Genomic DNA, 12,605 nt, shown 5'->3' on the forward strand with positions numbered 1-12,605 from the left:
ATTGTTGCGCTAAATTGCCGCACTAAAAACCAACATGCCGATGCAGGTACTCCCACATCGGCATGCTAAACAAACCCATATAAATCACTTACTAAACAACAATCACTTCAGCTGCTGCATTAAGTAGGCATAAACCATTGAACTCAATTCCGCTGCTTGATTATTATCTGCTGCTCCCGCGTGACCACCTTCGATATTTTCATAATACAACACGTCTATTCCCATCCCCTCCATTTTAGCAACCATTTTGCGAGCATGTGCAGGATGTACTCGATCGTCACGAGTTGATGTAGTAAAGAATACCTTCGGATACTTAGTATTTGACTTTAGGTTATGGTAAGGCGAAAAAGTCTTGATGTAGTCCCATTGTTCCGGAATATCAGGATTACCATACTCGCCCATCCAACTGGCACCCGCTAATAATTTGTTATAGCGTTTCATATCAAGCAAAGGCACCTGACAAACAACTGCTCCATAAAGCTCAGGTCGACGCGTGAAGGCTGCCCCCATTAATAAGCCGCCATTGCTGCCACCTTGAATGCCAAGGTGCTGGCTAGAAGTGATATTTTTATTGATCAGGTCTTCAGCAATTGCTTCAAAATCCTCATACGCTTTATGACGATTTTGCTTAAGTGCTGCTTGATGCCACGCGGGGCCATACTCACCACCACCACGAATGTTAGCAAGTACATAAACACCGCCCTGCTCTAACCAATTTTTGCCTATGGTTGCAGAATATGAAGGTCGTAATGCTACTTCAAATCCACCGTACCCATATAGTAAAGTCGGATTCTTACCATTACGCTTAAGATCTTTGGCCATCACAACAAAGTAAGGCACTTTTGTACCATCTTTTGAAGTCGCGAAATATTGCTTCGTCTCAAATTTATCAGCAGCAAACTGCTGTTTCATACCCTTTATTTTCTCAGCTTTCATAGTAACAGCATTAAAACTGTATAAGCTGGAGGGCTCTAAGAAACTGGTGTAGTTGACAAAAAACTTATCACGGACAACATCAAATACACTAATAGTACCGTTAGCATCGAACGGAGCTTGCATACTTTTCCATTGACCATCTTTTGCTTGTGTATAGCGTACAAGTTTGCCTTTAACGTCTTCCAACCAAGTGACAAATACGGCACTCTCGGTAAACTCAACTTGTGAAATAGACGCCGTAGCCGTGGGTTCAACTAACAATTTAAAATCTGGTTTTTGAGCAATAAGCTTCTCAACTGGCGAGTACACGATAGAACCTTGCTTGAAAGTATGTCCAGCAACTTTTAACTCGCTTTTCAATTCAATATAAAGCTCTTGGTTAAAGTAGCCCTTTAACTCTGCATCCTTTGGAAGTGGTAAGGCTATCAATTCACCATTGCGATAAACATAGTGATCAGCGGTATAAAAAGTCGATGCCTCTGTGACCAACTGTAATGGCTTAGTCTCGTCAAACAACACATAACCTGAAACCGCTACAGAACTTTGCTCACCACTAAATACGGTTTTTGCTTCTGACAATGGCGTCCCGCGTTTCCAAAGCTTAACCACTTTAGGATAGCCAGAGTCAGTCATGCTGTTATCGCCAAAGTCCGTACCTACAAATACGGTATCTTTATCTATCCAACTCAGGTTAGATTTAGCTTCCTTTAAAAAATAAGGTTGCTGCGACTCGTTAACAAACTCTAATGTGTTTAAATCAAATTCGCGCACCTCAATGGCATCTGCACCACCACGGGAAAGATAAACAAAGCAGCGATCGTTGCTTGGATAACGACAATTGATCCCCTTGTATACCCAATTAACACCTTCAACCGCACCTAACTTATCAACATCTAGCACTGTTTCCCATTTAGGTTGATCTTTTTTATATTCTGCCATCGTCGTGCGACGATATATGCCACGTACGTGATTTTCATCTTTCCAGAAGTTATACACATAATCACCGATGCGCTCGGCGTAAGGAATACGTTCTTTATTATTTAAAATGGTTAAGCTATTCGTGACCAAGTTATCAAAGCCTTCATAGGCCTTAATCTCTTCTGCTGAACTGGCATTTTGTTGCTTGACCCACTCCATTGACTTTGCGCCTTCAACATCTTCTAACCAAAGGTACTTGTCCTCTTCAGCACCTACAGTGGTGGAGCCAATTGCAGCGAATAAGCATAGAGATAATATTTTATTTCGCATGTAAACATCCTGTTGTTTTAATTTGCTCCTTAAACTACTGCAAAATACTCATGAATAAAATAGGATCATTTGCTAGAGCGCTGCAGTCCTGTAACAAAGCATGTCCATGAGCCATATGAAATAGCATTTAACCCGAGAAAACCGTTATCTCGTCTGCAACTTTGGTCCACTTACCTCCCTTCATGTCTTTTAAACTATCTGGGAAATAGACCAGTAAATATTCATCACCTCCATTAAAATCCAAAGCTCAGAATACCTGATAGTGAGCGACCTACATCCACAAAAATGCCGATGCAGGTATTCCCGCATCGGCATGCTCTTTTCTACTGAGGCTAGCTTCAAATAGCCAAAACTAAATTGTCAGTTAGCCTAAACGTTGGCGCACAGCTTCAAACAAACAAATCCCGGTAGCAACTGATACGTTCAAACTCGATACACTACCAGCCATCGGAATTGAAGCCAAAGAATCGCAGCTCTCGCGCGTTAAACGACGTAAACCTTTGTCTTCAGCTCCCATTGCAATTGCCAATGAGCCTTTCAAATCTGCTTTGTACAAGTCATGCTCAGCTTCACCAGCAGCCCCCACAATCCAAACACCTTTTTCCTGCAAAGATTTCATGGTGCGTGCTAAGTTAGTCACTTGATACAGCGGCACAACTTCTGCTGCACCGCAAGCCACCTTACTTACTGTTGGTGTTAACCCCACTGAGTTATCACGTGGCACGATGACACCATGCACGCCAGCTGCATCGGCATTACGTAGACAGGCGCCCAAATTATGCGGATCAGTCACGCCATCAAGAATTAACAAAAACGGCTGCTCCTTAGTATCGAGCATAGCCAATAGATCGTTGTCATTAAGCTGTTTAGCCGCTTTTACCCGCGCAATAATTCCTTGATGTTGGCCACTTTGAGCCTTGTCATCTAACGCCTTACGAGAGGCTTTTTGAACCGACACACCATAATCAGCCGCCATGGCCAAAAGTGGATTAAGACGCTGGTCATCCCGACCTTGCAACACCCACATTTCAATCACTCGCTCAGGGCTATTTTTTAATACCGCTTCGACGGCATGAATGCCAAAAGTGATGTCTTGTTTTTTCATTAACTGATTTCTCTTATCTAACTCTGATTATTTTTTAGCGCTGCGTTTTTTAACAGTTTTACGCTTTTTCGTTGCCGGTTTGGCTTTGGTTGCGCCGCGGGTCTTACTGGCGGCAGACTTACCACTGCCACCGCGTTTGGGCTTAGGTTTACTTTTGCCACGCTTACTACCAGCGTCCGCCTCTTTATTACCTGACTTACCCAGTTTAGCGCCCTCTAGATTAACTCGCTCTCTCGCACTTAGCGGCTTATTACTGCGACGGCGAGGTTTACGAGCATCGTCACCAACCATCATTAAATCAATCTGACGATCGTCTAAATTAACCCCAGCAACTTTTACAGTCACTTGATCGCCCAGCTGATAAATCTGCCCAGAGGCTTCGCCCACTAAACGCTGGCGCATATTGTCATATTGGTAATAATCACTACCTAGACTTGAGATATGTACCAATCCATCAATAAATAGATCATTTAGACGGACAAACATCCCAAAGTGAGTCACAGAGGCAATGACCGCTTCGAAAGTGTCGCCAACGTGATCTTGCATAAACTCACATTTGAGCCAATCACTGACATCACGGGTTGCCTCGTCAGCTCGACGTTCAGTTGTCGAACATTCTTCCCCTAATAAATCCAGCTCTTCGATGGGGTAATGATAGCCACCATCTGGTGTCCATTTATCTTTGGCATCACCCCGCTCTTTAGCCAATAAATAACGAATCACTCTGTGTAAAATTAGATCCGGATAACGTCGAATCGGCGAGGTAAAATGCGAGTATTGCTCTAACGCTAAACCAAAGTGCCCTTCGTTGTCAGGGGTGTAAGTCGCTTGGCGCATTGACCGTAGCAACATCACTTGAATAAGTTCAGCGTCGGGTCGCTCACTCACCTGCTCCATCAAAGCTTGATAATCAGCCGGCTCTGGTTCAAGCCCCCCACCGAGTGATAAACCACGCTCTTTTAGAAAATCTTTGAAATTAGTTAATTTCTGCTCTGACGGTGCCTCATGCACTCGGTAGAGCACCTCACCCTTATGCTTCTGCACAAACTTAGCGGCCGCCACGTTGGCTAAAATCATACACTCTTCAATGATTTTATGCGCTTGATTGCGGGTGCGAGGCTCAATGCGATCGATCTTACGATCGGCATTAAAGATAAATTGTGTTTCCGTGGTTTCAAAGGCAATAGCGCCGCGTTCAGCGCGAGTTTCATCCAGGGTTAGGTAGAGTGACTGTAAAGTCTGTAGATGCGGATATATCGCAGTTAACTCCTCTGTAACCTCACCGCCTTCTAACATAGCAGCCACTTGGGTATAAGTTAAACGCGCATGGGAGTGCATCACCGCGGGGTAAAACTTATAACCGGATAACTTACCTTTGGCGGAAATAGTCATCTCCGCCACCATGCACAAGCGATCTACATGGGGGTTAAGCGAACATAAGCCGTTTGATAACTTCTCCGGCAACATGGGAATCACTTGCGATGGGAAATACACAGAGTTACCACGTGCACGTGCTTCTTTATCTAACGCAGATTCAGTACGTACATAATGACTCACATCAGCAATAGCAACCCATAAACGCCAGCCGCCGCTTTTTTTGGTTTCAGCGTATACCGCGTCATCAAAATCCCTCGCATCTTCACCATCAATGGTGACCAATGGTAAGTGGCGTAAATCAACTCGGCCTTGGATGTCTGCTTCACTGACTTCATCAGGTATTTTGCGCAGTTTCTTTTCGATTAAACTTGACCATGTATGGGGCAAGTCATAATTACGCAGCGCAATTTCGATTTCCATCCCCGGGGCTAACTGCTTACCTAACACTTCGGTGACTTTACCAGCGGCTTTGACATAACGTCCTGCGCGGCGAGTCACTTCGACCACCACCACATCTCCATGGCGAGCACCGGCTTTATCTTCACTCGGAATTAAAATCTCTTGGGTAATACGTTTGTCATCAGCAATAACAAAACACATGCCCGAATCGACATAAAAACGGCCAACTAATGCTGCGCTGCGTGCCTGAACGAGTCTAACAATACGTGCTTCGCGGCGACCCTTTCGATCAACACCGGCCTTTTGTGCCAGCACTTTATCGCCATGGAAATACAGCTGCATATCGCGATTACTAATAAATAAGTCGTCGCCACCCTCATCTAATTTGAGGAAGCCAAAACCATCTTTGTGCCCTAATACGGTACCACTAAGCAGATCCATGCGCTCGGGCAACCCATAGGCTTTTCCACGGGTAAACACTAGCTCGCCATCACGTTCCATGGCGCGAAGACGGCGCCTTAGCGCTTCTATTTGCTCTTCAGACTCAATCTGCAGCGCTTGCGCGATCTTTTCTCGATTTAGAGGAGACTTTTCTGAGCGCAAGTACGCTAAAATGTACTCGCGACTGGGAATGGGGTTTTCGTACTTTTGTTGTTCACGCTTTAAATGCGGATCTTTTATCATTCACTATCCATTTTTAAGCCTATTCTTCAGGCTATTATCTAGGTCTTAGATGCTCCTGCTTTGCCCTAGACACTGCACTAGCGGGCATTTTTTGTTCAAGCACCTTCAATAAACTCAAGGCTTCCTGCTTGGTTGCCTCGTCACTAAATACATCATTATATAACCAGTGATAAGCCATCTCATAGTCACGTGGACTACCATAACCTTCACCAAACAAACGCACTAACATCATTCTTGCTGGCAAATCACCGTTTGCCGCTGCAGGCAGTGTGTACTGTACTGCGCGTTGTTTATCTTGAATTACAAACTGGCCATCATGATAATACTCGGCAATTCTCACCATCGCTTCGGCGCTGCCTTGCTCTGCAGCGTCACGTAACATTGAAATGCCACGGGGAGGATTGGCCTTTACACAAATGCCGTAGTTGAGCATTTCAGCCCATAAATATTGATATAAAGGTTGTTTAAGCACTTCTGCTCGCGCCTCAATATCTTGTACTAACTGACAATCATCGCCTTTTACACGGCTTAGATATGCCTTAGAGCGGATCAATTCAATCAGTTGCTCTTGGCTATAAATATCGACAGCTTGGCTCGCTGCCGATGCCGGACTCATCGACATCATGAGTATGCTAATTAAGAATAAACGTAACATATCAAGCTCTCTGCTGAATGTGGTCAATCTGCGCTAGACAAGATCATCGGCTTATCTAAACAGTATACCTGATCTTATCGGCAGCGAGACCGAGATCTTAATATCCAACAGGATAAAGATTTGCTCACTCAGTCACTCAACTATTACTTATCTTTGTTGCAATAAAAAGCAGCAATAAAAAAGGCCGCTTGAAGCGGCCTTTTCGATTAACTAAACGGATTCACTAGAATCATGGTCTCATTTCGATCTGGACCCGTTGAGATAATATCGACTGGCGTTTCAAGCAATTCTTCAATGCGCTTAATATAATTGATCGCTGCCTGTGGCAATTGATCAATAGATGTCGCACCAAAGGTTGTTTCGCTCCAACCTGGCATAGTTTCAAGTACAGGAGTGACTTGCTCATAGCCTTCAGCCGCTAGCGGCGTAACTGTAGCAACACTGCCATCTGGGTACTGGTAACCTACACAGATTTTCACTTCTTCTAAGCCGTCAAGTACATCAAGCTTAGTTAAGCAGAAGCCGCTGATGCTGTTAATCTGCACAGCACGCTTCATCGCAACAACATCTAACCAACCTGGACGACGCTTACGACCTGTAGTTGCACCAAACTCGTGACCTTTAGTGCCTAAGTGGTCACCAATTTCACATTCAAGTTCAGTTGGGAAAGGTCCAGCACCTACACGAGTGGTATATGCCTTCATGATTCCTAATACATAGTCTAAGTGACGTGGTCCAAAGCCAGAACCTGTCGCTACACCACCAGCAGTAGTGTTTGACGAGGTTACAAATGGATAAGTACCGTGGTCGATATCTAGCAATGTGCCTTGCGCGCCTTCAAACAAAATAGGTTCACCGGCTTTACGTGCCTGATCAAGTAACTCAGTCACATCGGTGCACATACTCTTTAGGTAGTCTGCAATAGCTAGTGCATCGCTTAGCGTTTGCTCATAGTCAACCGCTTCGCAATCATAGTATTCAGTTAGCATGAAGTTATGGTATGCCATCACTTCTTTTAGCTTTTCAGCGAAAAGCTCTGCATTGAATAGATCGCCTACGCGAAGACCGCGACGAGAGATTTTGTCTTCATAAGCTGGACCAATACCACGGCCCGTTGTACCAATCGCTTTATTGCCGCGCGCTTTTTCACGGGCAACATCGAGTGCACAATGGAATGGTAAGATCAGCGGACAAGCTTCAGAGATAAGTAGACGATCCTCAACAGGAACGCCACGATCTTTAAGCATGTTGATCTCTTTCATCAGAGCGTCTGGCGCAAGCACCACACCATTACCGATAATGCATTTAACATTATCACGTAGGATCCCTGATGGAATTAAGTGAAGAACGGTTTTATCGCCATCGATAACCAAAGTATGACCAGCATTGTGGCCACCTTGGTAACGAACGACATATTTGGCCTGTTCGGTAAGAAGGTCAACTATCTTACCCTTTCCTTCGTCACCCCATTGGGTGCCGAGAACTACGACGTTTTTGCCCATTATTTGCTGCAAGGTAGTGGTTAAAACGGGATTCTAGCAGATCTTAGGGGGTTATAGGCAAGTAATTTATGAAAAAATAATCAATATTACCACGCCTGCAGTGACCAATCCGCCACCAAGTCTTTGCAGAAGCCCCTGATTTTGATTCGAAATTTCTTTTAAATATGCCCGCCAACGGTTCGGAAATAATAGTGGACCAATTCCCTCAATTATTAGCACTAAACCCAGTGCAACCATGAATAATTCAACAGACATAATTGTGCGTTCCATTATGTGAACAATAACCACATTGGTTATCTGAAATGAAGCTTAAAAATACCATAAAGCCAACAAATCGGGTTAGTAGATTTAGCTCACCTAAATCGCCAATAAAGGCATGGTGCTAGGCACCATATATAGCTATGTTGCAATAGCACAACTGCACTAATACCTAAACCACAGGCATAAAAAAACCCAGCATAAGCTGGGTTTTTGAATATCGAAGCGAAATATTAACGCTTTGAGAATTGTGGCTTACGACGTGCTTTACGTAGACCCACTTTCTTACGCTCAACTTTACGAGCATCACGGGTTACGAAACCAGCAGCGCGTAGAGATGGACGTAGAGCTTCATCAAGTTCCATCAGTGCACGAGTGATACCGTGACGGATTGCACCTGCTTGACCAGTGATACCACCGCCCTTAACAGTTACATAGATGTCTAGCTTTTCTGTCATTTCAACTAGCTCTAGAGGTTGACGAACAACCATACGAGCAGTTTCACGACCAAAATATTCGTCAAGTGGACGTTGGTTCACGACGATGTTACCACTACCTACTTTAGCGAATACGCGAGCAGTAGATGTTTTGCGACGGCCAGTGCCGTAATACTGAGTTGCAGCCATTTGCTTAATCCTGTTTAGATATCAAGAACTTGAGGTTGTTGTGCAGCGTGGTTATGTTCTGTACCAGCGTAAACTTTTAGTTTACGGAACATGGCACGTCCTAAAGGACCTTTAGGTAACATACCCTTAACTGCTTTCTCGATGATCATTTCAGGCTTATGATCTTGCAGCTTTTCAAAGGTGATTTGCTTAATACCACCGATGAAACCAGAGTGCGAGTAGTACACTTTGCCTTTCGCTTTATTACCAGTAACCGCAACTTTCTCAGCATTGATAACGATGATGTAATCACCAGTGTCAACGTGAGGAGTGTACTCAGGCTTGTGCTTACCACGTAGGCGAGCAGCAATCTCAGTAGCGATACGACCTAAAGTTTTACCTTCAGCGTCAACAACATACCAGTCGCGAGTAACGGTTTCTGGTGTAGCAGTAAAAGTAGTCTTCATTTACAAAAACCCAATGTTAAAATTCTGTCTCACATGCCGTTATTAAATATGAAATAACAACACAAAAAGTGCCATTCTACGCCCCTTCGAGCAAAGAATAAGGCTTTACAACTTCCGCCTAATTTGACGGAGTAACGAGGGCAGGTCGCGAATTATAGACAAAGCTGAGTTAAAAATCATCTAATTTTTTATCTAATTTATTGGATTAAACCAGATAACGGCCAGATTTAGGCGCAAAGCGGGGAAAACCATAGATATCGCTTCCCCGCTACAGTCAGGATTAAGGTAAATGCTCTAGCGCCAGATAGTCGTGGGACTGCATTTCAGTTAGGCGAGAGCGGCAACGCCTAAACTCAAAAGTTAACAAGCCTTCAGTATAAATTTCTTCAAGGTCAACCGCCGCTGAGATGATTAATTTGACGTTTCGTTCGTAAAACTCATCAACCATAGCTAAAAACCGCCTTGCGATATCATCCCCTGTGAGTTGCTCGCCCATTTGCTCAACATTACTCAGCAGTACCGTATGATACTCACAGGCCAACTCCATATAATCTCGCTGGCTGCGCGGGCCATCACACAAAGCCCTAAAATCTATCAACAGTACACCCTGCGCTTGTTTACGAATAGCAATATCTCGGCCGTCAACAGATATCGGCTTAGTAACGACTTCGGACTCTGGCGCTAACTTATCAAAATACTCCAATAAGTTTTCATCCGCTTTCGCATCTAATGGGAAGTGATAGATTTCCGCTTGCTCTAGGGTTCGTAAGCGATAGTCGATACCAGAGTCCACGTTCAGCACTTCACAATGTTGATTGATTAACGCAATAGCAGGTAAAAATCGCGCGCGTTGCAACCCATTACGGTAAAGCTCGTCGGGAATAATATTCGAAGTCGCCACTAAGGCGACCCCATGACTAAATAATGCTTCGAATAACGTCCCTAGAAGCATTGCGTCAGTAATGTCAGAAACAAAAAACTCATCAAAGCAGATAACTCGATACTGCTCTGCCATACGTTTGGCAATAATAAGTAGTGGATCGCGCTGACCCTTTAAATCATCAAGGTCGGCATGAAGCTGATGCATAAACCGATGAAAATGAGCACGTAATTTTTGCTCCGTAGGTAAGGCATCAAAAAACGTGTCCATCAAATAGGTTTTACCCCGGCCCACTCCACCCCACAGATACAAGCCTTGTACTGGTTTTGGTTTACTGGCAATAAAAGGTATCCATTTACTTATACCGCCAGTCGATGATTGAGCTGCAATTAACTCATCATAAACTCGTTGTAAACTCTTCACTGCCCGCTCTTGCGCGCTATCGTGGGAAAAAGAATCTTTCTGTAGGTCTTGTTGATAATGTTGCCAGGGGGTGAGCTGCGACACGGTTTACTATCTCTTTTATCCTTAAAACAGCCTAAATAGTATCATGGCTTGCTGCTGCAATGTATTATTGTCGCTCGCTTTATCTATTTGCATTATTTAAAGAGGATATCAATTTATGGAATGGGCACTCGTCATCGCAGCCTTTATATTAGGCTTGGCCTTAGGTTATGTCGCAAGAACCATTTTCGCCCGCAAAGGTGAAGCTCAGGCTAGCAGCAAACAATTAGAACAAACCCGTTTAGAGCTCAGCCAACATAAGCAAGAAGTTCACGATCACTTTGATGAGCAATATGCACAACTAAGCGCGTTAACAGAGCAATTAAACAAATTTAATCAACGCTGGAATGAGTCCTCAACGACCCTATCCCCAAATGGCAACAATAAAAAGCTGCCCACATTTGCGCAATCAAGCGACTCACAATCCACTACCAAAGATGATGAGTTGACAAAACTTGTTACGAATAATGCAGCAAACAATTAACCTTTGTTAATAAAGATGAACTTTACTATTTATTCAATAGTCCACTCGGGTAAGTAACAAATTAAATGGCTTGATTTGAGGTAATAATGCCTTATATCTACAGTAATAGTCATTACCCGAACCTTGGAGTCATGAATAAATGAAAACAAAATTATCATTACTTTCAGCTGCGGTATTAAGTGCCTCGCTTACCTTAATGCCGGCAGTTTCTCAAGCCGCCATCCCTTTAGCAGTCGATGGCCAACAATTACCTAGCTTGGCTCCCATGCTAGAAAAAACCACCCCCGCTGTTGTGGCTGTCGCAGTATCAGGCACCCATGTTTCCAAACAACGCGTACCTGACGCATTTCGCTATTTCTTCGGCCCAAATGCGCCAAGGGAGCAAGTTCAAGAACGTCCTTTTAGAGGCTTAGGTTCAGGCGTGATCATTGATGCTGAAGAAGGCTACATCGTGACTAATAATCACGTGATTGAAGGCGCAGACGAAATCCAAATTGGTTTGCATGATGGCCGCGAGGTAGAAGCGAAACTGATTGGCGCAGATGCCGAATCTGATATTGCGTTGCTACAGATTAAAGCTAAGAACCTGGTTGCGGTAAAACGCGCAGATTCTGACGAGTTACGCGTAGGTGACTTCGCCGTGGCTATCGGTAACCCCTTTGGTTTAGGACAAACGGTGACATCTGGGATTGTTAGTGCCATGGGCCGTAGTGGCTTAGGTATTGAAATGTTAGAAAACTTCATCCAAACCGATGCCGCAATCAATAGTGGTAACTCTGGTGGCGCACTGGTTAATTTGAACGGTGATCTAATTGGTATTAATACCGCAATTGTGGCACCTAATGGCGGCAACGTCGGCATTGGTTTTGCCATCCCTGCCAATATGGTTAACAACTTAGTCGAGCAGATCATCGAACATGGTGAAGTACGTCGCGGTGTATTAGGCGTCACCGGGCAAGATCTGACCTCAGAGCTTGCTGAAGGTTTTGGTATCGATACCCAGCACGGCGGTTTTGTTAACGAAGTCATGCCAGACAGTGCGGCGGACGAAGCTGGTATCAAGTCAGGTGACATCATCGTCAGTGTTAACGGCCGTTCAATCAAGAGTTTCCAAGAGTTACGCGCTAAGATTGCCACCATGGGCGCGGGAGCCAAAGTTGAGCTAGGTTTGATTCGCGATGGTGACAAAGAAACCGTAACTGCAACATTAGGCGAAGCCAGCCAAAACTCTGAAACAGCAACGGGTGCGGCAGATATTCACCCCATGTTAGCGGGAGCGACCTTAGAAAATAATCGCAAAGGAGTAGAAATCACCGAAGTCGCCCAAGGCTCACCAGCCGCGGCAAGCGGATTACAACAAGGCGATATTATTGTTGGCGTTAACCGAAGTAAGGTCGACGACCTTAAGGCGTTACGTAGCGAGCTGAAGGAGCAACAAGGCGCCGTCGCCCTGAAGCTAAAACGCGGCAATAGTAACCTCTATCTTGTATTGAGATAGACT

Annotated in this window: 11 protein-coding genes; 2 read left to right on the forward strand and 9 right to left on the reverse strand. The window is 44.5% G+C overall.

The window, feature by feature from the left end:
* Positions 1–102: 102 nt before the first annotated feature.
* The 9 genes from ACHUFW_RS16165 to zapE all read right to left on the reverse strand — a co-directional run bounded on the left by ACHUFW_RS16165 (position 103) and on the right by zapE (position 10,623).
* Entirely contained in the window at positions 103–2,184 is a 2,082-nt protein-coding gene (locus ACHUFW_RS16165) for a prolyl oligopeptidase family serine peptidase (protein WP_394204379.1), read from the reverse strand.
* Positions 2,185–2,548: 364 nt separating this feature from the next.
* On the reverse strand, positions 2,549–3,289 hold the full coding sequence (rlmB, locus tag ACHUFW_RS16170; RefSeq protein WP_394204381.1) for a 23S rRNA (guanosine(2251)-2'-O)-methyltransferase RlmB: 741 nt from the start codon (positions 3,287–3,289) through the stop codon (positions 2,549–2,551).
* A 27-nt stretch (positions 3,290–3,316) separates the two neighbouring features.
* Positions 3,317–5,749: a ribonuclease R gene (gene rnr / locus ACHUFW_RS16175; protein WP_394204383.1), complete on the reverse strand. Its 2,433-nt coding sequence runs from the start codon at positions 5,747–5,749 to the stop codon at positions 3,317–3,319.
* A gap of 34 nt (positions 5,750–5,783) precedes the next feature.
* Complete coding sequence (locus tag ACHUFW_RS16180; protein ID WP_394204385.1) at positions 5,784–6,404, reverse strand: tetratricopeptide repeat protein; 621 nt, start codon at positions 6,402–6,404, stop codon at positions 5,784–5,786.
* A 206-nt stretch (positions 6,405–6,610) separates the two neighbouring features.
* Positions 6,611–7,906: an adenylosuccinate synthase gene (locus ACHUFW_RS16185; RefSeq protein WP_394204387.1), complete on the reverse strand. Its 1,296-nt coding sequence runs from the start codon at positions 7,904–7,906 to the stop codon at positions 6,611–6,613.
* Between the two features lie 66 nt (positions 7,907–7,972).
* Positions 7,973–8,161, reverse strand: coding sequence for a DUF2065 domain-containing protein (locus ACHUFW_RS16190; protein WP_394204389.1), 189 nt, complete (start codon positions 8,159–8,161; stop codon positions 7,973–7,975).
* A gap of 236 nt (positions 8,162–8,397) precedes the next feature.
* On the reverse strand, positions 8,398–8,790 hold the full coding sequence (gene rpsI, locus ACHUFW_RS16195; RefSeq protein ID WP_028774904.1) for a 30S ribosomal protein S9: 393 nt from the start codon (positions 8,788–8,790) through the stop codon (positions 8,398–8,400).
* A gap of 14 nt (positions 8,791–8,804) precedes the next feature.
* On the reverse strand, positions 8,805–9,236 hold the full coding sequence (gene rplM, locus ACHUFW_RS16200; protein WP_220063044.1) for a 50S ribosomal protein L13: 432 nt from the start codon (positions 9,234–9,236) through the stop codon (positions 8,805–8,807).
* A 280-nt stretch (positions 9,237–9,516) separates the two neighbouring features.
* The gene (zapE, locus tag ACHUFW_RS16205; RefSeq protein ID WP_394204392.1) at positions 9,517–10,623 is read right to left on the reverse strand and encodes a cell division protein ZapE; all 1,107 of its coding nucleotides are present in this window, start codon (positions 10,621–10,623) and stop codon (positions 9,517–9,519) included.
* A gap of 115 nt (positions 10,624–10,738) precedes the next feature.
* Between zapE and ACHUFW_RS16210 the strand changes: the two genes are divergently transcribed.
* Complete coding sequence (locus tag ACHUFW_RS16210) at positions 10,739–11,104, forward strand: ZapG family protein (protein WP_394204393.1); 366 nt, start codon at positions 10,739–10,741, stop codon at positions 11,102–11,104.
* Positions 11,105–11,243: 139 nt separating this feature from the next.
* Positions 11,244–12,602, forward strand: coding sequence for a Do family serine endopeptidase DegQ (degQ, locus tag ACHUFW_RS16215; RefSeq protein ID WP_394204395.1), 1,359 nt, complete (start codon positions 11,244–11,246; stop codon positions 12,600–12,602).
* Positions 12,603–12,605: the final 3 nt, after the last annotated feature.

Origin of the sequence: Shewanella waksmanii (assembly GCF_043643685.1) — a bacterium.
In the GTDB taxonomy this organism is placed as follows: domain Bacteria; phylum Pseudomonadota; class Gammaproteobacteria; order Enterobacterales; family Shewanellaceae; genus Shewanella; species Shewanella waksmanii_A.

Bases quoted from the DNA above. Each gene is read 5' to 3' on its own strand.
- ACHUFW_RS16165 (WP_394204379.1), bottom strand. From the start codon at position 2,184: ATGCGAAATAAAATATTATCTCTATGCTTATTCGCTGCAATTGGCTCC.
- rlmB (WP_394204381.1), bottom strand. From the start codon at position 3,289: ATGAAAAAACAAGACATCACTTTTGGCATTCATGCCGTCGAAGCGGTA.
- rnr (WP_394204383.1), bottom strand. From the start codon at position 5,749: ATGATAAAAGATCCGCATTTAAAGCGTGAACAACAAAAGTACGAAAAC.
- ACHUFW_RS16180 (WP_394204385.1), bottom strand. From the start codon at position 6,404: ATGTTACGTTTATTCTTAATTAGCATACTCATGATGTCGATGAGTCCG.
- ACHUFW_RS16185 (WP_394204387.1), bottom strand. From the start codon at position 7,906: ATGGGCAAAAACGTCGTAGTTCTCGGCACCCAATGGGGTGACGAAGGA.
- ACHUFW_RS16190 (WP_394204389.1), bottom strand. From the start codon at position 8,161: ATGTCTGTTGAATTATTCATGGTTGCACTGGGTTTAGTGCTAATAATT.
- rpsI (WP_028774904.1), bottom strand. From the start codon at position 8,790: ATGGCTGCAACTCAGTATTACGGCACTGGCCGTCGCAAAACATCTACT.
- rplM (WP_220063044.1), bottom strand. From the start codon at position 9,236: ATGAAGACTACTTTTACTGCTACACCAGAAACCGTTACTCGCGACTGG.
- ACHUFW_RS16210 (WP_394204393.1), top strand. From the start codon at position 10,739: ATGGAATGGGCACTCGTCATCGCAGCCTTTATATTAGGCTTGGCCTTA.
- degQ (WP_394204395.1), top strand. From the start codon at position 11,244: ATGAAAACAAAATTATCATTACTTTCAGCTGCGGTATTAAGTGCCTCG.